Annotated in this window: 22 protein-coding genes; 12 read left to right on the forward strand and 10 right to left on the reverse strand. The window is 47.4% G+C overall.

Features of this window, described 5'->3' with window-relative positions; all coding sequences use genetic code 11:
* Window positions 1-103 precede the first annotated feature (103 nt).
* Both ACYVGR_RS09195 and ACYVGR_RS09200 read right to left on the reverse strand, forming a co-directional pair.
* Window positions 104-1114 carry an aldo/keto reductase gene (locus ACYVGR_RS09195; protein WP_460955748.1) on the reverse strand — a complete coding sequence of 337 codons (1011 nt, stop codon included), beginning with the start codon at window positions 1112-1114 and terminating at the stop codon, window positions 104-106.
* 123 nt (window positions 1115-1237) lie between these two features.
* Entirely contained in the window at window positions 1238-1804 is a 567-nt protein-coding gene (locus ACYVGR_RS09200) for a hypothetical protein (protein ID WP_460955750.1), read from the reverse strand.
* Between the two features lie 156 nt (window positions 1805-1960).
* On the opposite strand from ACYVGR_RS09200, the gene ACYVGR_RS09205 reads away from it, so the two are divergent.
* Window positions 1961-2332, forward strand: a complete 372-nt coding sequence (locus tag ACYVGR_RS09205; RefSeq protein WP_460955752.1) for a winged helix-turn-helix transcriptional regulator — start codon at window positions 1961-1963, stop codon at window positions 2330-2332.
* Window positions 2333-2647: 315 nt separating this feature from the next.
* Here the strand turns inward: ACYVGR_RS09205 and ACYVGR_RS09210 are convergent, their stop codons facing one another.
* The 7 genes from ACYVGR_RS09210 to ACYVGR_RS09240 all read right to left on the reverse strand — a co-directional run bounded on the left by ACYVGR_RS09210 (window position 2648) and on the right by ACYVGR_RS09240 (window position 9112).
* Window positions 2648-3250 carry a NifU family protein gene (locus tag ACYVGR_RS09210; RefSeq protein WP_460955754.1) on the reverse strand — a complete coding sequence of 201 codons (603 nt, stop codon included), beginning with the start codon at window positions 3248-3250 and terminating at the stop codon, window positions 2648-2650.
* 143 nt (window positions 3251-3393) lie between these two features.
* Window positions 3394-3693 carry a 50S ribosomal protein L27 gene (gene rpmA, locus ACYVGR_RS09215; protein WP_460955756.1) on the reverse strand — a complete coding sequence of 100 codons (300 nt, stop codon included), beginning with the start codon at window positions 3691-3693 and terminating at the stop codon, window positions 3394-3396.
* A gap of 95 nt (window positions 3694-3788) precedes the next feature.
* The gene (rplU, locus tag ACYVGR_RS09220) at window positions 3789-4106 is read right to left on the reverse strand and encodes a 50S ribosomal protein L21 (RefSeq protein WP_157588287.1); all 318 of its coding nucleotides are present in this window, start codon (window positions 4104-4106) and stop codon (window positions 3789-3791) included.
* A gap of 69 nt (window positions 4107-4175) precedes the next feature.
* Window positions 4176-5243 carry a peptidoglycan DD-metalloendopeptidase family protein gene (locus ACYVGR_RS09225; RefSeq protein WP_460955758.1) on the reverse strand — a complete coding sequence of 356 codons (1068 nt, stop codon included), beginning with the start codon at window positions 5241-5243 and terminating at the stop codon, window positions 4176-4178.
* A gap of 100 nt (window positions 5244-5343) precedes the next feature.
* Complete coding sequence (gene trxB / locus ACYVGR_RS09230) at window positions 5344-6315, reverse strand: thioredoxin-disulfide reductase (protein WP_460955760.1); 972 nt, start codon at window positions 6313-6315, stop codon at window positions 5344-5346.
* Window positions 6316-6512: 197 nt separating this feature from the next.
* Window positions 6513-8513 carry an OmpA family protein gene (locus tag ACYVGR_RS09235; RefSeq protein ID WP_460955762.1) on the reverse strand — a complete coding sequence of 667 codons (2001 nt, stop codon included), beginning with the start codon at window positions 8511-8513 and terminating at the stop codon, window positions 6513-6515.
* Window positions 8468-9112 carry a 7-carboxy-7-deazaguanine synthase QueE gene (locus ACYVGR_RS09240; RefSeq protein ID WP_460955764.1) on the reverse strand — a complete coding sequence of 215 codons (645 nt, stop codon included), beginning with the start codon at window positions 9110-9112 and terminating at the stop codon, window positions 8468-8470. The genes ACYVGR_RS09235 and ACYVGR_RS09240 overlap by 46 nt, the downstream gene beginning before the upstream one ends.
* Window positions 9113-9534: 422 nt before the next feature.
* Between ACYVGR_RS09240 and hisG the strand changes: the two genes are divergently transcribed.
* The 11 genes from hisG to metF all read left to right on the forward strand — a co-directional run bounded on the left by hisG (window position 9535) and on the right by metF (window position 21932).
* Window positions 9535-10395, forward strand: a complete 861-nt coding sequence (gene hisG / locus ACYVGR_RS09245; RefSeq protein ID WP_460955766.1) for an ATP phosphoribosyltransferase — start codon at window positions 9535-9537, stop codon at window positions 10393-10395.
* A 103-nt stretch (window positions 10396-10498) separates the two neighbouring features.
* Complete coding sequence (gene hisD, locus ACYVGR_RS09250; protein WP_460955768.1) at window positions 10499-11776, forward strand: histidinol dehydrogenase; 1278 nt, start codon at window positions 10499-10501, stop codon at window positions 11774-11776.
* Window positions 11777-12116: 340 nt separating this feature from the next.
* Window positions 12117-13301, forward strand: coding sequence for an aminotransferase class V-fold PLP-dependent enzyme (locus ACYVGR_RS09255; protein ID WP_460955770.1), 1185 nt, complete (start codon window positions 12117-12119; stop codon window positions 13299-13301).
* Window positions 13298-13801: a peptide deformylase gene (locus ACYVGR_RS09260; RefSeq protein ID WP_460955772.1), complete on the forward strand. Its 504-nt coding sequence runs from the start codon at window positions 13298-13300 to the stop codon at window positions 13799-13801. Before ACYVGR_RS09255 ends, ACYVGR_RS09260 begins: the two co-directional genes overlap by 4 nt.
* A gap of 82 nt (window positions 13802-13883) precedes the next feature.
* The gene (locus ACYVGR_RS09265; RefSeq protein ID WP_460955774.1) at window positions 13884-14312 is read left to right on the forward strand and encodes an antitoxin Xre/MbcA/ParS toxin-binding domain-containing protein; all 429 of its coding nucleotides are present in this window, start codon (window positions 13884-13886) and stop codon (window positions 14310-14312) included.
* Window positions 14312-14767 (forward strand): RES family NAD+ phosphorylase, encoded by a 456-nt coding sequence (locus ACYVGR_RS09270; protein WP_460955776.1) that lies wholly within the window; start codon window positions 14312-14314, stop codon window positions 14765-14767. The genes ACYVGR_RS09265 and ACYVGR_RS09270 overlap by 1 nt, the downstream gene beginning before the upstream one ends.
* Complete coding sequence (gene hisC, locus ACYVGR_RS09275) at window positions 14767-15900, forward strand: histidinol-phosphate transaminase (protein WP_460955778.1); 1134 nt, start codon at window positions 14767-14769, stop codon at window positions 15898-15900. The genes ACYVGR_RS09270 and hisC overlap by 1 nt, the downstream gene beginning before the upstream one ends.
* Window positions 15901-15984: 84 nt before the next feature.
* Window positions 15985-16527 carry a hypothetical protein gene (locus ACYVGR_RS09280; RefSeq protein ID WP_460955780.1) on the forward strand — a complete coding sequence of 181 codons (543 nt, stop codon included), beginning with the start codon at window positions 15985-15987 and terminating at the stop codon, window positions 16525-16527.
* Window positions 16528-16603: 76 nt separating this feature from the next.
* Window positions 16604-19933 carry a UvrD-helicase domain-containing protein gene (locus ACYVGR_RS09285; protein WP_460955782.1) on the forward strand — a complete coding sequence of 1110 codons (3330 nt, stop codon included), beginning with the start codon at window positions 16604-16606 and terminating at the stop codon, window positions 19931-19933.
* 96 nt (window positions 19934-20029) lie between these two features.
* Entirely contained in the window at window positions 20030-20812 is a 783-nt protein-coding gene (locus ACYVGR_RS09290) for a phosphatase PAP2 family protein (RefSeq protein WP_460955784.1), read from the forward strand.
* 160 nt (window positions 20813-20972) lie between these two features.
* On the forward strand, window positions 20973-21932 hold the full coding sequence (gene metF, locus ACYVGR_RS09295; protein ID WP_460955786.1) for a methylenetetrahydrofolate reductase [NAD(P)H]: 960 nt from the start codon (window positions 20973-20975) through the stop codon (window positions 21930-21932).
* A 79-nt stretch (window positions 21933-22011) separates the two neighbouring features.
* Here metF and ACYVGR_RS09300 read toward each other — a convergent pair whose 3' ends face one another.
* Window positions 22012-22638 (reverse strand): carbonic anhydrase, encoded by a 627-nt coding sequence (locus ACYVGR_RS09300; RefSeq protein WP_460955788.1) that lies wholly within the window; start codon window positions 22636-22638, stop codon window positions 22012-22014.

A 22638-nucleotide genomic window follows, 5' to 3' on the forward strand; every position in this document is an offset into this window, starting at 1 on the left:
GATTATCTGCTTTCTGGCATTAGTTAACCCTACCACTATTTGATTTTACTCCCAAGTTTCACCCTTCTCCTGTTTTCAGGAGAGGGGCCGGGGGTGAGGTGAGCTACAAACCAACCATCGACATCCCGGCAGCATCATACCGATCGCCAGTTGATACGCCGAGTGGTACGATGGCTTCTAGTTTCTCAAATTCGTCGGCCGTCAGAGTAATCTCCGTTGCTGCAATATTTTCGGCTACATACGTCCGGCGTTTTGTTCCCGGAATGGGCACATACCCTTTTGAAATGATCCAGGCAATCGCTAATTGCGACGGGGTAATTCCTTTTATTTCAGCCAGCGCTTTTATGGCGTTGACCAAGTCAATATTCTTGTAAAACTGTTCGCCCTGAAAACGGGGAATTCCTCGTCTGAAATCATTCTCTGGAAAATCGTCCGGGCTTTGAATAGCTCCGGTGAGAAATCCACGGCCAACTGGTGAATAAGCGACAAATCCGATTCCGAGTTCATGAAGCGCGTCTAAAATTCCTTCTTCCTCCACGCTCCGTTCAAAAAATGAGTACTCCGTTTGGATAGCCGTCAGTGGATGTACCTGATGGGCTTTTCGTATGGTAGCTGCCGATACTTCGGAAAGACCAATATAGCCAACCTTGCCTTCTTTGATGAGATCGGCCATGGCACCAACCGTGTCTTCGATAGGCGTATTGGGGTCTAGCCGATGCAGATAATATAGATCGATGTAATCGGTGCCCAGATTTTTAAGGGAGCGTTCAACGGCTTTTTTTACGTAGGCTGGTTGCCCGTTTATTCGCCAGGTAAGCTGTTCATTATCATTAATTTCGTAGCCGAACTTCGTGGCAATGATGTATTTATCGCGGTTTCCTTTGATGGCTTTGGCAATGAGTCGTTCGTTGGCCAGCGGACCGTATAAATCGGCTGTATCCAGAAAATTCCCCCCTAGTTCCAGCGAGCGATGAATGGTGGCAATCGATTCCGCTTCGTCGGCTTTCCCATAAATATCCATACCGGCAATCTTGGTCATGCCCATGCATCCCAGGCCAATAGCTGGAACAACAAGTCCCTGACTGCCTAATTCAATTTGTTTGAGACTGCTCATGTTTACTTTTTACGTTTGAGTTTTACGGAAGCAAATGTCAGCGTCCGTACCCTGAAAAAAGTAGCCCAATCTCTTGTTGTTGTATCCAGAACGGGGCAGTGCCGATTTGGATACAGAAAACCCTCATTTTCGGATCATCGGGATCTGTAAATTGGTTGGTCGGTTTGCTTCTGTATCGAAACCGCGCCCATCGACATTTCGAGCACCCCAGAATAATAGATCGTTTACTACATAAATCAGGTCAAATTCAGCGAAGATTTGTCCGTCAACAAGCCCAAAAGGAGGAAAGGCCTTGCCCAGAATACTTTGCGTACCATTTACTTCCCACTTGGCAAATCCATGACTGGCAAGCTGATTCATGGCATCGGCAAAACCCTGGAGCAAGGGCGTTACTTCGTAGGCATCGTCGGCAATAAAATCTACTTTCTGGGCTCCTTCTGCAATTGGGTGCGGCCCTTGCCAAAGCATGTGTCCTTTGATGGTCATTTTCACCAAAGGCACGTGGCCATAGGCATCAGCAGAGTTAACCACGATCAGTTCAAATTTGTCGTCGGCTAAATAGGTGAAATCCCGCGTTAGGTAAAACGGCTTCATGCTGCCGTCGGGATTTTTGCTGATGCTGGGTCGAATTTCGGGGGCAATGCTTTTCCAGCTACCCAGGATAGACTGTTTAATTTGATCGACTGTCATTGGTCTATATCGTTAAAGTTCTTGGTCTCAAGAGCCCGGAAATAGCTCTGGAATGACCTTCGTTGGTCGCCTGTTTATGCAAAAGCAAAGTTGTTACCTTTGTCTAGATGTGGCAAGTAGTCAAGAAAATCGGTATTAGTACATTTTTTTAGACCAATGGAGAATTCGCGAAAAAATAAGGATTTTAACCCAAACAATTGTCCGGTAACCCATTGTCTAAACCGGATAGGCGGGAAATGGAAACCGTTACTGATTTATGCCATCAGTAAAAACTGCAATCGATTTAGTAAGCTACAAAAAGCGGTTCCCGTCATTAGCAAGCAAATGCTCGTCAATCAACTACGCGAATTGGAAGAAGATGGCATTCTTGAGCGGATTATCTACCCCGAAATTCCACCCCGAGTCGAATACAAGATTACGGAATACGGTCAATCCCTAATTCCCATTTTGTATGTGATGCAGGATTGGGGGCTGAACGATTTGAAAAGAATGGCGAATGAAAAAGAGCAGGCTTCAGCTCGTGTTTAATGGCGATTCCATACACCTATCATCTGCAACGGCAGAAGTGTTGTCCACTTCTTACAGCGTAAAAAGTTACTGACATAGTGTTGAGCTTTGATCGCTAAAAAGGTCGTAGCTGTTGACTTTAGAGGCTAAATCTCCTTTTTTTGCTGGTATGTCTTGGACGTAAAAAGAACCTCCTTTCTTCGTTTTGAGGTTGCTCAAAACGAAGAAAGGAGGTTCTTTTATTACCATCCGGTAAAACTCGGAATGACTGATGTTTTAAGTATAAGCTAATAGCAACAACTTTTTTTTAAGCTGCTCTACTGGCCAATAGAATTTTTAAACACCTTCTGCTTCCACAAGTTTCACCTCAGGTACCAGACGAGTGAGTAGGTTTTCGATACCAGCTTTTAGTGTAAGCGTGGAAGAAGGGCAACCGCTGCATGAACCTTGCAACAATACCTTAACCGTACCACTGGGTTCGTCGAACGAATAAAAATTAATAGCCCCGCCGTCCGATTCAACCGCTGGTTTGATGTATTGGTCCAATACCGCTTTTATTTTTTGTACCGTTTCGGAATCCATGTCAAGTTTGGTGCTATTCACATCCATAGTCCGTTGAGCAAATACGGGCTTCTGGTCACCAAAGTACTCTTTCAGGAATAACTTGATCTCAAATAAGACTTCGTCCCAATCGGTTTCGTCGTCTTTTGTGATGGTCACGAAATTTCCCGAAATAAACACCCTACGGACAAACTCAAAACCAAAAAGAGCGACGGCCAAAGGGGATGCTTTGCCTTCGAGGAGAGCGTCGCCCGGTGTTGCGTAATCGAATGAAAGCCCAGCGGGTACAAGCTCAAAATTAATGACGAACTTCATCGAGTTCGGATTGGGACTTCCTTCCGTAAAAATGGATACGGGACGGTTTAGCGTAGAATTCATTGTCAGGAAAGTTTCAGTTCACCGGTACAAGGGCCGGTACTAGTAGGGAAGTAACAGCTTGACTGTTTTTTTAGTTTTTGCAAATGAAAAAACCCGCTTAACAACGCTAAGCGGGTTTTTTCTGTAAAGAAGGTAATGCTGTATTAAGCAGCAGCTTCAGCAACAGGAGCTGTTTCAACAGCTGATGGTCCTTCTGGAATGATATCCACGTACGAGCGGCTATCGCGGCCTGGACGAAATTTCACAGTGCCAGCTACCAGAGCGAAGAGCGTATAATCTTTACCTAAACCGACGTTTTTGCCGGGATGGTGTTTCGTACCGCGTTGGCGAACGATGATATTGCCGGCAATAGCCGACTGACCGCCGAATAGTTTTACACCCAGGCGCTTGCTGTGTGAATCGCGGCCGTTTTTGGAACTACCTACACCTTTCTTGTGTGCCATTGTCTTTTAAGAAGTGAGGAGTGAGGAATGAGGAATGAGAATAAGGTTCGCATCAGCAACTCCTCACTTCTCAATCCTCATTCCTTACTACTATTTTAGAGAGTAATGTCTTCGATCAGCACCTTCGTCAGATACTGACGGTGGCCATTTTTCTTTTTGTAACCTTTCCGACGCTTCTTCTTGAAGACGATAACTTTCTCGCCTTTCAGATGTTCGACGATTTTAGCGGATACCGACGCTCCAGCGACGGTCGGAGCACCGATGCTAATGCTCCCTTCGTTGTCAACAAGGAGAACTTTCACCTTGTCGGAGGCAAGGGCAGCGTCCACATCGCCTTCTAACCGGTGGGTATAGATAGTGCGACCTTTCTGGATCTTGAATTGCTGTCCTGCGATCTCTACGATTGCGTACATGTGTTGTGTATGAAATTGGAAATGAGGGTGCAAAGGTAGCAGTTATTTCCTGAAAATCCAATACAACACTTAGTGTACGCGTATTTTTTGTCCAGGTCGAAGCCGTGATCCTGATATGTGGTTTTTACGCTTCAGTGCCGATAACGACATGCCGTAACGCTCGGCTATGGAACTGAGCGTCTCGCCCGACCGGACCTTATGTAATACAGTCCGCTTGAAACGTGGCCGTGAACTGGATTCTGATGACGATGAACGGCCTCCCCGCAGGTAATCCCAAACGGAACCTGTTAGCAGAAAATGATCCGAGTTAATCGTGTTTTCTGGAAACGAGAAGATATTGAGCGGGCTGAACGGGTTGCCTTCATAACGGGTCTCAAAGTGTAGGTGAGGACCAGAACTACGACCTGTGCTACCTCCCAAACCGAGTTGGTCACCTGCTTTAACGAGCTGACCTGTCTCGACGGTTTGCTTCGACATATGCCCGTAAAGTGTTTCTAGCCCGTTGTAGTGCCGAACCAATACATAGCGACCATACCCATTCCCGTCCCAGCCTACTACCCGCACAATACCATCGAAAGCAGAATAAACCGGATTCCCAGTTTCAAGATCGAGATCGGTACCCGTATGCCAACGCCCCCAGCGAAACCCAAAATTCGACGTCATTTTACCTTCGTCCAGCGGGGCCGACCAGTAGCGGTTGGCGGGTGGGTCGTACAGTTTAATATCAATCGTTTCGTCGAATTCGAGCGGATTAATATTATACGGATCAACCGTTCGGGAATCCCAGACAGCGTAGTAATCGGCAATTTTCACCCATTCGTTACCAACCAGAACCGAATCAATTACTTCAACAACGCTGGTTTCTCCCTGATCGAGCTGGCTGGTATCTTCGCTAACAACCGGGTTTAATTCTTTTTTCGGCTCAAACTGGTTATTAAAGCGCAGTTGAGTTGATTCCTGTTCAAATTGGTCGTCCGCTTTTTGCGGCTGTTCGACGACCGGGGCATTCGGATTAGCTCCGTTTTTGGGCGTGATACGCAGGTTATTTTTAAATCGCCCGCGCTCCTGAGCCTGTGCCGTTAGGGTAATGCACAAACACCCAATGGCCAATAGCCACTGTGTAGCGGTTCTTCTCATCGATAAGTAGATGAGTTTACCGTTTTCTGTTTACGGTTGGCTTGCGCGAGCAAGGTGATGCGTCCGTAAACCATAAACAGAAAACGGTAAACTAGTTTTGTTAATGAACAATTTCTTCGCCCTGCATTTCCAGCGTGACTAAATAACGTTCTGCGTCGAGGGCGGCCATACAGCCTGTACCCGCTGCCGTGACAGCCTGACGGTAGATGTTATCCTGGGCGTCTCCGCAGGCAAATACACCAGGTATATTGGTTCGGGTACTTCCTTTCTCGGTCAGAATGTACCCATTGTCATCCAGCTCGATATAGTCCCGGAAAATGTCTGTATTGGGTTTGTGACCAATTGCCACGAAAAAGCCAGTCACGTCTAAAACGCGCGTTTCTCCGGTCACAGTATTTTTTACCAGTACTCCAGTTACGTCTTCATCACCCAGAACCTCTTCGGTTGCTGAGTTATATAGGATTTCGATGTTATGGGCCGATTTAACTCGTTGTTGCATAAAATGTGACGCCCGCATTTCATCACGACGAACCAGCATATATACTTTCCGACAGAGGTTAGCTAAGTAGCTGGCTTCTTCGGCAGCAGTATCACCCGCACCAACAATTGCCACATCCTGGCCTCTAAAGAAGAAGCCATCACAGACAGCACAAGCCGATACGCCACGGCCATTCAACCGCATTTCGGAAGGAAGACCAAGCCATTTAGCCGATGCACCTGTCGAAATAATAACCGAGTCGGCGGTGATTTCGTGTTTGTCATCCACAATAGCCCGGTGAGGGTTTCCGGGGCCAGGCTGCTCGGCGAAAATAACTTTTGTTACCAGGCCATAGCGAATGTCGGTACCAAAACGGCGTGCCTGCGCTTCCAGATCCTGCATCATTTGCGGACCATTGACACCGTTAGGATAGCCAGGAAAATTATCTACTTCATTTGTGATGGTAAGCTGCCCACCAGGTTGTTCGCCCTGATAGAGAACGGGTTTCATATTAGCCCGTGAGGCATAAATAGCAGCTGTATATCCGGCTGGGCCGGAACCTATAATTAAGCACTTAACGTGTTCGGGAGTCATTGCAATGGAAATGAGTTGCCTGGTAACTAAAAATACGACTCCCTAAATAGGGAGCGCATTGTGACAACGTACACAAAATTGAAAAAAATCCCGCAAACAGCAATGATTTACGAGCTTCGATTTGCGAATTACGATTTATAAAAGGCGAGTCGTATTGGCATCAGCCAAATCGTAATTCGCAAATCGAAGCTCATAAATCACTGTATTTTCCACTCGATGCGCCGGTTAAGTCGCCGGTTCTCATCTGTTGTGTTCGGAACAAGCGGGTGCGTTTTGCCATAACCCACCGCCCGAATACGACCCGCATCAATGCCTGCTTTGGCGAGGTAAGTTACAACGGCCTGGGCTCGTTTTTGGGAGAGTCCCAGGTTGGCAGCCGCATCGCCTTTGTCATCTGTATGCCCCGAAATCTCAACTTTGAGAGCTGGATTGGCCTGCAAAAACGTCGATAATCGGTCAAGTTCTGTTTTGGACTTTTCGGCAAGGTCATAGCGTCCTGACTCGAAAAACAAATTATTCAGCGTTTCATTGGCCGATGCGCCTGCTACGGCTGGTTCCAACGGCACAGTTAATGACAAACCATCGCCTTTCGTTTTCTGGGTAAAATCGAAGGAAAGGCTTTTGAAAAGGTAGCCCGGCTGACTTACATACAAGGCATATTCGCCCCCGCTGGGCAATACCGCCGTGTATTGGCCTGTCTGACTGTCGGTTTGCACACGGGAAACAATCTGATTCGTTTTTAAGTCGATTAACTCAAGGCTGGCAGTAAGAGGTTTCTTGGTTTTTGCATCGGTAACCACCCCTTTCAGGTACGTTACCGGCTTGACACGTTCACGTAACGACTCGGGTAAGTCGAATGCATAAAGCCTTGACTTCTGCGAAACCCCATCTTTCTGTTCTTCGTAGGAATAATAAGCTCGTGTACCATTGGCCGAGACAAACAGCGACGCCTGATCTTCTGAATTGTTGATTGGATAGCCTAGGTTCGTGGGAGCCGACCAGCCCGATGTACTATTGTCAGCCACAAACAAGTCATAACCACCCATGCCGATATGCCCTTCTGAGGCAAAAAACAAACTCTGCCCGTTCGGATGAATGAAAGGCGAAGCTTCATTGAACGGTGTGTTGACGGGCTCTCCCAAATTAACGGGCTCGTTCCAATCGCCAGTGGCACTCCGTTCGCTTCGCCAGATGTCGCGACGGCCTTTACCACCGGGGCGATCCGACACGAAATAAAGCTGTCGTCCATCAGCCGACAAAGCAGGCTGTGATTCATAATAACGTGTATTGATGGGCGTGCCCAGATTTTCAGGGTTCGACCAGTCGTTGCCCGTTTTGTGGCTCATATACAAGTCACAACTGCCAAATCCTTTGCGCCCCTGACAAGCTGTAAATACAATGGTACGCCCATCGGCCGACAAACTGGCTGTGCCTTCGTTTTCGGGCGTATTGATATTGGTGGCGAGGGAAGTAGGTGGCGACCAGGTTTCTCCGTTGAAGGTCGATGTCATTAAGTCTTCATCACCTTCTGGTTTCAAGGCTGTAAAAACCAATGTTTGTTCATCGGCCGTGAGCACAGGAAAGTACTGAGAGGGTGTTGTTTGTAAAACAGACGATAGAGGTTTGGGATCGACAGCCTGCGGATGCTGCATGGCTTCCTGCGCAAAACGTGCGGTTTCAATCTGTCGGGCAATTCGCTTGGCCTGCGTCGATTGCGGGGCAAACATCGTCTGATATTTTTCGAGATAGGGGAGTGCTTCGCTGTACCGCCCCAATCGAAGTAAAGTATTGCTCAGCGACTGATAGGCGGCTCCAGAAGCAGGACTATCGGGTTGAAGTTTTATAGCGCTTCGATAAGATGCCAGAGCAGGGTCGTACCGTTTCTTGAATTCGTAAAGCTGGCCGAGTTTTAGATAGGCATCTGTAAAGTTAGGGTCTTGCTTGATCGCCTGCTCCATAAACGGAATGGCTTCATCGGCTTTCCGTTCACCAAATAGCTTGATGGATTGGGCGTAGAACTCCTGGGCTTTGGCATTTTGGGCGTGGAGCGTGGAGCAGGGAGCGAGGAGCAGGGTAACAAGCAGGGAGCAGGGGGCGAAGAGCTGGGTAATCTTTCTCAGGCATCCCGCGCCCCGTGCTCCCTGCCCCGAGCTTACGGAATATCCATGTACTTGTGCGTTTGCAACGAAATTTGCCATTGCGGGTGATCTTTTACGTATTCAACGATACGAGGTAGCATTTCATTGGAACGACCCCATTCAGTTTGCAAAAAGAGCCTGCAATCGGGACGTAAATGTGGCACAAACGACTCGGCAAAGGCAAAGTCAGATTGATTGTAGATAATAACTTTTAGCTCGTCCGCTTTATTGTAAATGTCGGGATTGGGAGCTTTAAATTTCTTTGGCGAAAAGCAAATCCAATCCCAGGAGCCCGTGACGGCCTGGCACACGCCCGATGTTTCGATATTCGTCTTGAATCCTGCTGCCTGCAAAGCGGAAGTTAACCCTGTCAGGTCGTGCATGAGGGGTTCTCCGCCTGTAATGACGGCCATTCGTCCAGGGTGTTGCAGAGCGCCATCAACGATGGACTGAATCGATAATTTCGGGTGTAGATCAGCATCCCAGGATTCTTTGACGTCGCACCAGAAGCAGCCTACATCACACCCGCCAAGCCGGATAAAGTAAGCAGCCCGTCCTGAATGAGCACCTTCGCCCTGAAGCGTGTAAAAGGCTTCCATGACCGGCAAGGCGGTAGTTGTCGATTCGATTGTTGTTTGTTGATTCTGTTCTAAAAGCATAGACAAAGATACAGGAGGTTCGCTGGAATGCTTGGTTGTGCCTGTCGGCTCCATCGCTTTTCCGTATTCCTAAATAGACCCATCGCCGAGGATTTTAGTTTCAAAAATCAATAGTCTCATACGAAGTGATAGACGTTTTTTGCAGAAAGTCCTGAATTTCTTTTTTACCTTTGCGCCATGATTTCCCAACGGGCTACACATTCTCCCTTCCGACATCGTCGCCATCATCGCGGCTGCTAAGCCCGTACGACTACGTGTTGCCTCGTCAAAATATCGAAAAACCTGTCCATTTTCCTGTACTTTTGCCCCCTGATTGCATAAATCATCGCGAACCATGTGGGTTGCTCGTGATTTTTTGCTGACAATCAATCGAGTACGTAGTGTATGGACGCTATCATACATCCTATATCATACCTCAGTTAATGTCTTCTGTATTACGCATTGCCCTACAAAAAAACGGTCGTTTAAGCGAAGATTCATACCAGCTTTTCAAAGAATGTGGTATCAGATTCGATTACGGAACCGGTAAACTCAAGTCCATTTCGTCGAACTTCCCCGCTGAATTCCTGTTCCTGCGTGACGACGATATTCCTGGCTACGTTGAAGATGGCGTAGCCGATCTAGGCATCGTTGGCGAAAATGTAGCCGTCGAAACCGGTCGGCCAGTGACAACGATTCACAAGCTGGGCTTTTCCAAATGCCGCCTGTCCATTGCAGTTCCGCGTGGTATCGAGTGGACGGGTATTCAACATCTGGATGGTAAAAACATCGCTACATCCTACCCGAATTTGTTAGGTAAATACCTGGCTGAACAGGGTGTAAAAGCCGAGATTCATGAGATTAGTGGCTCGGTGGAGATTGCGCCGAGCATCGGTCTTGCCGAGGCTGTCTGTGATATTGTCAGTTCGGGGAGTACGTTGTTGAGTAATGGATTGAAAGAGGTAGAAACGATTTTCCGTTCCGAAGCTATCCTCATTGCCCGCCCTGAACTTGATGCGGATAAGCAGGCGTTAGTTGATAAACTCCTGTTCCGGATCAAGTCGGTTCAGGCTGCCAAAAACAATAAGTACATTGTTCTGAATGCCCCAAACCATGCCCTTGAGCAGATAACATCGTTGCTGCCCGGTATGAAGAGCCCAACGGTAACACCCCTGGCTACCGAAGGCTGGAGTTCGGTTCATTCGGTTTTGAACGAAAATGAATTCTGGGAAAATATAGAAGCCATCCGCGCTGCTGGTGCCGAAGGAATTCTGGTGATCCCGATTGAGAAAATGATCTATTAAAAGTATGTAGGAGTGAGGAGCGAGGAGTGAGAATGGCTGACGCAAGCCTTTTTTATGCGTCAGCCATTCTCACTCCTCACTCCTCACTCCTCACTCCTTCAACATGAATATCATCCCGTTTCCTGCCCGCGCTGAATGGCCTGCTTTACTTGCCCGGCCTGTTCAATCGACCGAACAGATTGAAGCTGCGGTAGCTCCAATCCTGGCACAGGTTCGTTCTGGTGGCGACGCTGCCTTGGTTGAATTAGCGAAGAAATTTGACAAGATAGATCTGGAAAGCAGCCAACTGCAGGTTAGCGCTGACGAACTTGATGCCGCAGAAGCACAACTCAGTGATGAACTGAAAACCGCTATTCGGCAGGCGTACCAGAACATTCGGTTGTTTCACGAGCGACAAAAACAGCCCGTTGAGAAAATCGAAACGATGCCAGGGGTTATTTGCTGGCGTAAAAGCGTGGGTATCGAAAAGGTTGGGTTATACATTCCAGGGGGAACGGCACCACTTTTTAGCACAGTACTCATGCTGGGAATTCCTGCGCAATTAGCCGGTTGTCGCGAAGTTGTACTTTGTACACCCAGTAATCACCCTGCCATTTACTTCGCGGCCAAATTAGTGGGTGTAACCAAGGTATTTCGCATTGGTGGGGCACAGGCCATAGGGGCTATGGCGTATGGAACGGAGTCAGTGCCAAAGGTTTATAAAATTTTTGGTCCAGGTAACCAATACGTAACGGCGGCCAAAATGCTGGTGGCAAAAGAGGGTATGGCCATCGATATGCCAGCTGGACCCAGTGAAGTTGCGGTATATGCTGATGATTCAGCTATTCCGGCCTTTGTTGCGGCTGATTTACTATCACAGGCTGAGCATGGTGCTGATAGTCAGGTGTTGCTGGTTTCGACCAGTAAAAAGCTGCTGAGCAGTGTTAATCTGACGCTAAGCACACAGCTAAGCCGACTTCCCCGTCACGAATTAGCTGGAAAGGCGCTGGAAAACAGTAAGATGATTTTGCTTGATAATCAGACGGATGCTATAGATCTGCTGAATGACTACGCTGCCGAGCATTTAATCCTGAGTATTGAAAACGCAGAAGAAGTTGCCGATAAAATCATTAATGCAGGCTCTATTTTCCTAGGAAACTATACGCCCGAATCGGCAGGTGATTATGCATCGGGGACCAATCATACGTTGCCAACGAATGGATTTGCACGGGCTTATAGCGGTGTGTCGTTAGATAGCTTTGTTAAGAAAATTACGGTTCAACACATAACAGCAGAAGGTTTGCAAAACGTTGGTCCTGTAGTTGAAGCGATGGCCGAAGCCGAATCCTTGGAAGCCCACAAGCGGGCTGTGAGTTTACGACTGGCAAGCCTTGCGGATTGATGAGAGTTAATAACCGAAGATACCGGGTCTAGTTTCAGCCCACTGCTTATTGATTTGAAGAAATTAATCGACGAAAAGGCCATCTATCAGCCCACCGCTTTAGCTGTGGGTTGCCAGTAAAGAAATTGAATGACCCAACTGTTTCAACGGTTTCGATTCCCAATAAACCGTTAAAACGGTTCGTGAATAGCGTATTTTTTATAGACCCACAGCTAAAGCGGTGGGCTAATATGGGTTACATAGTCAATTCGGCGTTTATTTAACGAAACTCAATTAGCTGTGGGTCAATTGTTGATAGCTTGACGGTTGTTTCGCTGGCATCGGTTTTATCGTAACTTTTATGTTTGACCTCCTTTCCCTTCGTACCGATACCCCCGGCACTCAGCATGTCGTTCATGTGAATAATGCGGGCGCAGCGCTGATGCCGAAACCAGTAATTGATGCCATAACGCAACATATTGCTTTAGAAGCCGAGATCGGGGGCTATGAGGCTGCCGAAATTCGTAAGGCAACTATTCAGGAGTTTTATGCCTCAACAGCTGATTTACTGAATACAACCGCAAATCATATTGCCGCAACGGCCAGTGCGACGGATGCTTATGCTAAAGCACTATCGTCGATTCCATTTCAGCGGGGCGATGTCGTTCTGACCACAACGAATGACTATGTCTCCAATCAGATTGCATTTCTGTCATTAAAGAAACGATTTGGTATAGAGATCGTTAGAGTAGAGGACGAACCTACAGGTGGCGTTTCGGTGGCCGATATGGCCGAAAAAATCAGGACGCTCCGGCCACGCCTTGTGGCGGTTACTCATGTACCGACAAACTCTGGACTGGTTCAATCGGTCGAAGCGATTGGGGAAATCTGCCAGGAATATGACGTATTGTATCTGGTGGATGCCTGCCAATCAGTAGGACAGCTTCCCGTTGATGTGACTCAGATTCATTGCGATTTTCTGACCGCTACCTGTCGGAAATTCCTTCGGGGGCCACGTGGTGTGGGTTTTTTGTATGTATCCGACAAAGTCTTGATGGCCAATATGGCTCCTCTGTTTGTCGACCTTCATGGCGCTTCGTGGGAATCGGCCGACAGTTATCAGTTGGAGCCGACGGCCAAACGGTTCGAAGATTGGGAGTTTCCGTATGCACTCGTATTGGGTGCTGCCGAAGCGAATCGCTATGCCCTGAGCGTAGGTATTGACGCCATCGCAGAACGAAATGCTCAGCTTTGTACAATACTTCGAAAGAAGCTGAGTCAATTGCCCGGTGTTCGTTTGTATGATGAAGGTGAACAATTATCGAGCATAATCACCTTGTTCAGCGAAACGAAATCGGCGGCTGAGTTGAAATCAGCTTTATTGGCCCGACGTATCAATACGTCTATCAGCCCTTATGATGCAGCAATTCTGGATTTTGGTCGAAAAGGCATGTTGACTGCTACGCTTCGGATTTCGCCCCACTACTACAATACTGAGGATGAAATGAATACGTTTGTTGATGCGCTAAACGATATTCTCAGATGAAACACCTTGCTGACCTCCTGCTTCTGGGTGATCCACGCCTGTACGAAACCTGCGAGCCGGTCTTGGAATCGGAGCTTCCTTTGGTGACAGGCTGGGCGGCCGATTTGCATAACGTGATGGAAGAAATCAGAGCGAAGTACCAGTTTGGACGAGGCATTGCCGCTCCACAGCTCGATATCATGAAACGGCTGATTTATCTGAATGTAGATCGTCCCCAGATTATTATCAACCCCGAACTGGTTACCGTTAGCGACGAGACCGATGAACTCTGGGACGATTGCATGAGTTTCCCAAATTTACTCGTGCGTGTCCGGCGCCATTGCCGTCTGACAATGACTTACCGGGATGAACACTGGCAACCACATACCTGGGAGATCACCGACTGGAGTCTGGCAGAGCTGGTTCAACACGAATACGACCATCTAAACGGCATACTTTGTACCATGCGGGCAATCGACGAACAATCATTTCGGTGGCGACCAACGCCAACTAGTACTTAAATGACCTTTTGTCTGTTTATTCTATTCCTCAATTTGGGCTCATAGAAAAATGTCCGTATTTTTAAGGAAATAATTCCTCATTATGACAATCATAGCCATCGCCAATCGCCTGGGCGGCAATGAAATACTCGGACGAGTTATTCGTAGTGAAGCCGACTTGATGCAGCTTATTGAGCAGGGTGTGCCTAAAGCAACGATTCGATATCTAGCTGATTCACTGGGTATTGAACCAAAAGAATTAGTAGAGTATTTGCCCGTTACACCCCGTAATTTACAACGTTATCAGGACAGTGACCGCTTGAGCGACATTGTTTCAGACCATATTGTTGCTCTGGCTGAGTTATTTGAACATGGCGAAGATGCTTTAGGGAAAGACTATTTCCGAGATTGGCTTCATGGGTCAATTTTATCGCTAGGGAATCGTCGCCCGGTTGAATTTCTCAAAACGCATAAAGGAATTGGTATTGTTGACCGCGAGTTGGGTAGGATTGAACACGGAATTTTTGCCTGATGGAGTTATTTCGGGTTACTCGTCAGATGTACGCCAATGACCTGTCGGGTAATGGGGCCGCAGTATACGGAGGTCGATGGAACGAAGTTGGTAAACCCGCTCTTTATACGGCTAGCAGTCGATCGCTGGCAATTTTAGAGACATTGGTTCATTTACGCCAATCGCAGCCTCCAACCGATTACCGGGTTATGGTTTTGTACGTACCAGATCATATTCCCGCTGTAAACAGTGGGCAGTTGCCTGAAAACTGGCAAATCAACGAAGCCTATACACAACAAGTTGGAAGTAAATGGCTGGCTTCCAATGAATCTCTTCTGTTACGAGTACCTTCCGTAATCGTGCGGTCAGAGTATAATTATCTGCTCAATCCAGCCCATGTTTTTTTTGCTGACGTAAAACTAATTGCCGTGGAGTCTATTGAATTTGACCCACGATTTTTTCAGAAATTAAGCTAATGCAACCATTCAATCTTAATAATCTTCTCCGTCCCCACATTCTTTCGTTGACACCCTATTCTTCGGCTCGTGACGAGTATACGGGTAAGGTGGGCGTGTTTCTGGATGCCAACGAAAATCCGATTGGTTCCACGACTGATACGGGCGATTACAACCGTTACCCTGACCCACACCAATGGGCTATCAAGCAGAAATTGGCACCCATCAAAGGGGTTCGGCCTGAGCAGATTTTTCTGGGAAATGGTTCTGACGAACCCATTGACTTACTCGTTCGTGCTACCTGTGTGCCGGGCAAGGACAATCTGCTGATTATGCCACCAACCTACGGCATGTATGAAGTGTCGGCGGCTGTTAATGATGTTGAGCTGGTCAAAGTGCCACTGACGCCCGATTTTCAGGTAGATACCGAGGGTGTGCTGGCTGCTATCACGCCCAACACAAAACTAATATGGCTGTGTTCGCCTAATAATCCGTCGGGCAATCTGCTCCAGGCCGATGCCATTCGGACGATTCTCGAAACTGCCGATCATTCGTTAGTGATTGTGGATGAAGCTTATATTGATTTTGCGGATACGCCTTCCTGGACGAGTGAGTTGGATAAATACCCAAACCTGGTCGTATTACAAACCTTCTCGAAAGCATGGGGATTGGCTGCGTTACGGTTAGGGATGTGTTTTGCGTCGGAGGAGCTTATTGGCGTACTGAATAAAATTAAACCTCCCTACAACATTTCGGCACCTACGCAGGTACTCGCTCTGGATGCGCTTTCGCACGAAGACGAGAAGAATGAAATGGTTCGGCAAATTTTGACAGAACGGCAGTTTTTGGCCGAGAAACTGCGTTCTTTGCCATCCGTACAGGTCATTCATCCGTCTGATGCCAACTTTTTACTCGTTCAATTTGCCGATGCGAAGGGTATTTTTGAGCACTTAATTGGGCAACAGGTGATTGTTCGGGATCGATCGAAAGTGAAATTGTGTGGTGGTTGTTTGCGGATTTCGGTGGGTAAACGGACTGAAAATGAGCGACTTTTAGCCGTGCTCCAATCGATGGAAAGCAAATCTGCATTACCGGATTTACCGTTAGGAACCGCTGACGAAGCAACAAAACCGGAGGCTGTTTCAACTACCTGACCTGAGTTGAGGTATTAAATTGGGACAAAAAATCGGTTACGAGAGTTGACCTGTATAGTCTAAGAAAGACTAATCATTTACTCTATGAAAAAATTGATTCTGCTCACAGCGCTGTTGGTTACAGGCTGTTTACTAACGCCTGCTGATGTACAGGCACAATATAATAACTGGGCTATCGGCGCTCGTATTGGGGAGCCGTCGGGCATAAACGTTCGGAAATACTTCGGCACGAACCATGCCTTCGATTTAAACATCGGGACGTATGGCGGTATTTATGGCACCCGGCGGAGTTATCGTTCCGGCGATTATAAGAGTGTTGGTCTGGCTATCCAGGGTCACTACTTATGGCACACGGCCCTTACGAAAAGTGAAAGTGTACGGGCGTATTACGGATTTGGTGGGCAACTGAACAATCGTCGCTATTACCCCGATTATTTAGCTGGACAATCCGTTGACTACGTAAAGGGAAACCTTTCAATTGGTGGGTCGGGTATTGCCGGACTTGAGTTTTTTCCGGTTGGCAAACCCTACTCGTTTTTCCTGGAAACCGGTGCTTACGTCGAGCTTTTTCAGGCCCCATTTTTCCTGAACTTAAATACAGGGGTGGGATTGCGGTATAATTTTTAAAGGTAGTAGAAGCGAGAAGTGAGAATGCTGGAGCGTCAGCAACTCCTCGCTCTTCGCTCCTCGCTCCTCGCTCCTTATGTTCAAAATCTACAGTTCTTCGGCGGGGTCGGGTAAGACGTATACGCTTACCAAAGAGTACCTGAAACTGGCGTTGCGGCCAGGTGCGAAGGACGATTATTTCCGGCATATTCTGGCCGTAACGTTTACAAACGCTGCTGCTAACGAGATGAAGAACCGGATTCTCGAACGGCTCTCCGACATTGCCGGTACGAAGGAACTTCCCTTGCTGGATGAATTGGTGGTCGAACTCTACGGCACGCCACTAAACACCGATTCATTTGAGATTGCTAAAGCCGACTTGCGCAAAAAAGCATCGGCTGTTTTCAGAACCATTCTCCATCGCTACGCCGATTTCAGCGTCACAACGATTGACTCGTTCACGCAGCGTGTCGTGATGGCTTTTACCGATGAGCTTGGGTTACCCTATTCGTTTGAGGTGGAGCTGGAAACCGACGAAGTCCTCGAGCTGGCCATCGATAACCTGATTGAAAAGGCGGGCACGGAGGAGATGGAGGAGATTACGGCTATTCTGAGCGAGTATTATACCCATACCGCTGCCGAAGGAAAAAGCTGGAATCAACTGCCCGAACTGCTCAAAGAGTTTGGCCGAAACCTTACTTCCGATCAATTCTACGACGCGGTAAATGCGGCTCAGGAGCTATCGCCAGGGGCACTGCGAACCATCCGGCTTCAATTGATGGAACATAATCGGCAGGTTGAAACCTCAATTGTTGATCAGGGCCAACGAGCCTGGTCGTTGATTACCAGCAAAGGACTCAGTGAAGAGGATTTTAAAGGTAAGAAAAACAGCGTAGCCGCTTATTTTAAGACGATTGCCTTTTCCAATTTCGAGAAAGAACCGACCGCTACGCACCGGAAGCAGATTGAAGGCGACTGGTATTTGCCGAAAACCCCACTTACCATAACGAGCGCAATTGATGGAATTTCGGAAGAACTGTGCAATTATTTTGATCAGATCGAAGTGATCCGAAACGAAAGCAGCCGGGAGGTAACGCTGTTCGATTGTTTGTTGCCGCATTTGCAGAAACTGGCGCTATTGAAGCAAATGCGCGTGGAGTTTGATGATTTGCTTCAGAAAGATGGTCGGGTGCATATTTCTGAATTCAACAAGAAAATTCTGAGTATTGTAGCAACAGAGCCGGTACCGTTTTTGTATGAACGGCTGGGTACAAAGTACAACCATATCCTGATCGATGAGTTTCAGGATACTTCCCGACTCCAGTTTGCCAACCTGCTGCCGCTGATTGAAAACTCCCTGGGGGCTGCCCATTTCAACCTGGCGGTAGGCGATGGCAAACAGGCAATTTACCGCTTCCGGGGGGGCGATATGGATCAGATTGTGGCCTTGCATCGACAGGACCTGGAAAGCCTGAAAGTGGCACACAATCCGGCGTCCTGGACAGCCGACCGTATCGGTATGCTCGACGGGCAGTTGGAACCCGAAATACTGGATACCAATTGGCGGAGTGCGGAGCCAATTGTCCGATTTAATAATGACTTTTTTGAGTTCGTGGCTCGTCAATTCGAGTATCAGCACCCGAAACTGACGGATGTGTTTGATGCCGAACGGCAGTTTCATCAGAAAGCGCAGCCCAAAGCCAATAAGGCAGGGCATGTTCAGATCGATTTCGTTGATAAAGATGACGAACTCGGTAAAGACCTCACGACACAGATGCTCGAAACGACTATGGCGCATCTGGAAAAATCGTTGGCCGAGGGTTATCAGTATGGTGATATAGCGATTCTGTGTCGGAAGAAGTCGCACGCCAGAATCCTGGCCAACGAATTGAACGTACGCCAGATTCCATTGGTCTCGGCCGATTCGTTGTCGCTGGAGTTTTCAGACCCGGTTAAATGGCTGATTACGGTTATGCAGGTGCTGCAACGCCCCGATCTGCGGATGCTTCGTTATGAATTGCTTTATCTATTTCATCGGGTCGTACAGGGTATTTTTCCGGATGATGCGTTGACCGAGAAACTTCGTAACGTGGCCGAAGATGACATTTCGGCTGTCTATGATTACCTGGCCGTAGAAGGCTATCCACTCGATCCGTATGTATTGGGACAACTGAATCCATACGAACTAGCTGAGCGTCTGATCGCCCAATTTGATCTATTCAATCAGTCGGAACACAATCCATTTTTGTTCCGATTCCTGGATGAAGTGCTGACGTTCAACCAGAAACGAAGCGGGCATCTGAGCGATTTCCTGGTATATTGGGAAAGTGTTCGGCAGAAGATTTCGGTAGAAGGAAACGCCCGTAATGCCGTAAGTATTCAAACAATTCACAAGTCGAAAGGGCTGGAGTTTCCGGTGGTCATTATTCCATTTGCCAACTGGCGGGTTGAGCCCATAAACGACAGTACGATCTGGCTCGATCTGGCCGACATTCGTACTGATGCCCTGTCGCACGCAACTGAACTGGGGAAACTTGCCCGACTTACAGCCGCTCCATCGAACACGACCAGTAAATTACGAAGTGCTCCTGCATCGGTAGCCGCTCAATATGAAGAGGAGTTGACGCGTACCTTCATCGAGAATATGAACCTGCTGTATGTCGCGTTTACCCGACCAACGGATCGGTTATATATCATTGCCAAAGGAGGTGATTTTGACAAAGTAGGGAATCAAAAAGATGTTAGCTATTGGCTGCATGCGTTCCTGCGCGATAGCGAAGTGGCCCGAAATTGTGGTTGTGCCTGGGAGAAAGGCCGATCAAGTTATGAAATAAGTCTGTGTTCGGATGCGGTATCGCATTATCAGCCAGAGGAAGAGATCGATGAGATTTATCTGGACACGATCGTCAGTGGAAACCGGGGGCAGGATATGCAACTTCGTCGGCTGGCTGATCGTATGTTTGATGTGGCCACTTTTGAGCGGACCCGCGAACGAGACCGTAAGTTGTGTGCAGCGTTGAGCCTGATAAAAGGACCAGAGGTTATCGATGCAGTCCTTCGCCAGCTCGTTAGCGAGGGCCTTATCCGAAAAATCGAATGCGAAGTCTTGAAAGTAAGTTTGTTGGCGATTGTCTCCCATCCAGACCTGGCTTCCCTGTTCGATTCATCCCTTCGCATTGATACCGATCGAACCATTCTGAGTAGCAAACGGATGCATGGTGCGCCCCATCGGGTGGTGCATTACCCGGATGGACATGTCGTTTTAGTGCAATATGAATCGAGGCCGGTAGAAAAAGAAGATCAGAACGACAAACCAGTGACTACCTTACGCTATTTCGCAAATTTGTATCGGGAAATGGGGTACCCTGAAGTTGAGGCACGATTGGTGTACTTGTCTGATGAACCAGAGGTGGTGCGGGTGGTATAATTATCTATGTATGATAGCTGATATATGATGTATTTTCAGAAATTGAATCATTGGAAAAAGTTTAGCGCATTAGTTTTCATTATCCACTGCTCCTTATTGATTAACTACTCCGTTGCTCAGTCGCCATATGAATTAAAAACAGGGCGGGAAATTACGTTATTAGGAGCGGGAGCTGTAACACTAGGAGCAGCGGTGGCGCTAAGGCATACGATTGACCCACTCACACAATCGGAAATTAATGCCCTCAATCCAAACGACATTAATGCTTTTGATCGGAAAGCGGTTTATCATTGGTCTACATCTGCCGACCGCTTGAGCGACGCCACGTTGGCAGGAAATGTAGCCTTGGCGGGTTTATTAACGGTTGGTACCAAGCCCATGCGACAGGATATTAAAACCGTGGCTGTCATGTACCTGGAAACCGTGTTGTTGGCGAATGGTGTCGAGCGAACCATAAAGGGTGTTACACAGCGAACCCGCCCCTATGTCTACAATCCCGCAGCTCCTATGGATGAAAAGCTGACGCGCGATGCCCGAGAGTCATTTTTTTCGGGCCATGCAACCAATGCCTTTGCCACCGCCGTGTTTACCAGTGAGGTATTTCTCCATTATTTCCCGCATTCGAAGCTGAAGCCTGTTGTCTGGATTGGTTCACTCGGCCTGGCTTCTGCTACAGCGGTGTTACGCTACGAGGGCGGCTTACATTATCCGACTGATCTGCTGGCTGGCGCTGCGTTTGGGTCGTTGGTAGGATGGGGTATCCCAAAGCTTCATGAAGTGAAAGATAAAACAAAGCTTGGACGTCGGCTAGATATACAGCCCTGGAGCAATGGCCCCACGAATGGAATTTACATGCGACTGGCGATGTTTTCGCGATAACATTGACCTTAAAAATGGAACACAGATTTTTATGAAGAATATGATTTTAGGATGATTATTGGTATATCTAACATGAGGAAACACATTTTTAATCAATGCTTTAAGTGGTCATGACAAATTCGAAAAATCATAAAAATCAGCGTTCTATTGTGTTTAACCAATGACTAAAATTACCGATCACATTAAGGCCGCTAATGGCAAACCCATTTTTTCGATTGAAGTAATTCCGCCCATCAAAGGAGATAACCTGAAAAATCTGCTCGACAACATCGAGCCATTAATGGAGTTCAAGCCGCCGTTTATTGACGTAACCTACCATCGCGAAGAATATATTGAGCGCCCGCTACCCGATGGCACGATCCAGAAAATTGTGACCCGAAAGCGACCCGGAACAGTAGGCATCTGCTCAGCTATTATGCATCGGTTTGGAGTCGATCCGGTTCCTCACGTGCTCTGTGGGGGATTCACACGGGAAGAAACAGAAGATTTCCTGATCGATCTACATTATCTGGGCATTGATAACGCTTTAGTTCTTCGGGGCGATCCGGCTAAACCGTTCAGCACGTTCAAGGCAAAAGAGAACGGTTATTCCTATGCGAGTGAATTAGTGGAGCAGGTTGCCAATATGAATCGGGGGATTTATCTGCACGAAGAAGATACACCCCTAGCTCCCAGTAGCTTCTGTATTGGCGTGGCGGCCTATCCCGAAAAACATTTTGAAGCCATCGATCACGATATAGATTTTCATTATCTCAGACAGAAAGTCGAGAAGGGAGCCGATTACATTGTAACCCAAATGTTTTTCGATAATCAAAAATACCTGGCTTTTGTTGATCGCTGTCGGCAGGAAGGTATTACTGTGCCCATTATTCCGGGGTTGAAACCGCTCAGTACACGTAAGCAACTCCAGATCTTACCAAAGCTCTTTCATCTAGAGCTACCCGAAGATTTGGTTAAGGCGGTTGAAGCCTGCGAAAATGACCAGCAGGCCCGGCAGGTAGGGGTGGAGTGGTGTATTCAACAATGCCGTGAACTAACAGCCGCTGGGGCACCTGTCTTGCACTTTTACACAATGGGCAAGGCGGATAATGTAATGAAAATTGCCCGGGAAGTATTCTAATAAATGGGCCTTGGATAGTCAGCATGACTATCCAAGGCCCATTTATGTATGTGAGATTACCACGACTTTGCGTTTTATCTCAGTCGAGACGATAAATCTCCTTGATGTTTTCTAAAAGCTTGATAAAGTCAATTTTTAGGTCGATCAGCTTGCCTGAGTGTACATCAAAAACCCATCCATGAACAGTAAGATTTCGATCTACCTGGGCTTTCTGCACCTCTGCCGTTTTGAGAACATTTATACACTGCTCTTCGACATTCAATTCTACTAATCGTTTATAGCGTTGTTCTTCGTCTGTAATAGCATTTAATTCATCTCTGTGCATTCGGTACACATCGCGGATATTTCTCAGCCATGGATTCAATATCCCCATGTCAGCTGATTTCATAGCTGCCTGGACACCACCACAATTGTAATGGCCACAAACTACTATGTGATTTACCTTAAGGTGTACTACGGCATAGTTAATAACTGACATTACGCCCAGATCCGTATTGGGAACCATATTGGCAATGTTTCTAAGCACAAACGCTTCACCAGGTGATACGCCCATCAGCTCTTCGGCTGTTACACGGCTATCTGAACAACCAATATAGAGGATATCTGGAGTTTGCCCTTTGGAAAGATCACTAAAGTAATTTGGTTCTACGTTTAGCTTCTTTTGAACCCAATTTTGATTGTTTTGAAAGATTCGTGTAATATCCAT

It is taken from the genome of Spirosoma litoris (assembly GCF_054776755.1).

Bases quoted from the DNA above. Each gene is read 5' to 3' on its own strand.
- ACYVGR_RS09300 (WP_460955788.1), bottom strand. From the start codon at position 22,638: ATGGATATTACACGAATCTTTCAAAACAATCAAAATTGGGTTCAAAAG.
- ACYVGR_RS09285 (WP_460955782.1), top strand. From the start codon at position 16,604: ATGTTCAAAATCTACAGTTCTTCGGCGGGGTCGGGTAAGACGTATACG.
- rpmA (WP_460955756.1), bottom strand. From the start codon at position 3,693: ATGGCACACAAGAAAGGTGTAGGTAGTTCCAAAAACGGCCGCGATTCA.
- ACYVGR_RS09270 (WP_460955776.1), top strand. From the start codon at position 14,312: ATGGAGTTATTTCGGGTTACTCGTCAGATGTACGCCAATGACCTGTCG.
- hisD (WP_460955768.1), top strand. From the start codon at position 10,499: ATGAATATCATCCCGTTTCCTGCCCGCGCTGAATGGCCTGCTTTACTT.
- ACYVGR_RS09255 (WP_460955770.1), top strand. From the start codon at position 12,117: ATGTTTGACCTCCTTTCCCTTCGTACCGATACCCCCGGCACTCAGCAT.
- ACYVGR_RS09200 (WP_460955750.1), bottom strand. From the start codon at position 1,804: ATGACAGTCGATCAAATTAAACAGTCTATCCTGGGTAGCTGGAAAAGC.
- ACYVGR_RS09265 (WP_460955774.1), top strand. From the start codon at position 13,884: ATGACAATCATAGCCATCGCCAATCGCCTGGGCGGCAATGAAATACTC.
- ACYVGR_RS09235 (WP_460955762.1), bottom strand. From the start codon at position 8,513: ATGGCAAATTTCGTTGCAAACGCACAAGTACATGGATATTCCGTAAGC.
- ACYVGR_RS09260 (WP_460955772.1), top strand. From the start codon at position 13,298: ATGAAACACCTTGCTGACCTCCTGCTTCTGGGTGATCCACGCCTGTAC.
- ACYVGR_RS09240 (WP_460955764.1), bottom strand. From the start codon at position 9,112: ATGCTTTTAGAACAGAATCAACAAACAACAATCGAATCGACAACTACC.
- ACYVGR_RS09280 (WP_460955780.1), top strand. From the start codon at position 15,985: ATGAAAAAATTGATTCTGCTCACAGCGCTGTTGGTTACAGGCTGTTTA.
- ACYVGR_RS09195 (WP_460955748.1), bottom strand. From the start codon at position 1,114: ATGAGCAGTCTCAAACAAATTGAATTAGGCAGTCAGGGACTTGTTGTT.
- ACYVGR_RS09225 (WP_460955758.1), bottom strand. From the start codon at position 5,243: ATGAGAAGAACCGCTACACAGTGGCTATTGGCCATTGGGTGTTTGTGC.
- metF (WP_460955786.1), top strand. From the start codon at position 20,973: ATGACTAAAATTACCGATCACATTAAGGCCGCTAATGGCAAACCCATT.
- trxB (WP_460955760.1), bottom strand. From the start codon at position 6,315: ATGACTCCCGAACACGTTAAGTGCTTAATTATAGGTTCCGGCCCAGCC.
- ACYVGR_RS09205 (WP_460955752.1), top strand. From the start codon at position 1,961: ATGGAGAATTCGCGAAAAAATAAGGATTTTAACCCAAACAATTGTCCG.
- ACYVGR_RS09210 (WP_460955754.1), bottom strand. From the start codon at position 3,250: ATGAATTCTACGCTAAACCGTCCCGTATCCATTTTTACGGAAGGAAGT.
- rplU (WP_157588287.1), bottom strand. From the start codon at position 4,106: ATGTACGCAATCGTAGAGATCGCAGGACAGCAATTCAAGATCCAGAAA.
- hisG (WP_460955766.1), top strand. From the start codon at position 9,535: ATGTCTTCTGTATTACGCATTGCCCTACAAAAAAACGGTCGTTTAAGC.
- hisC (WP_460955778.1), top strand. From the start codon at position 14,767: ATGCAACCATTCAATCTTAATAATCTTCTCCGTCCCCACATTCTTTCG.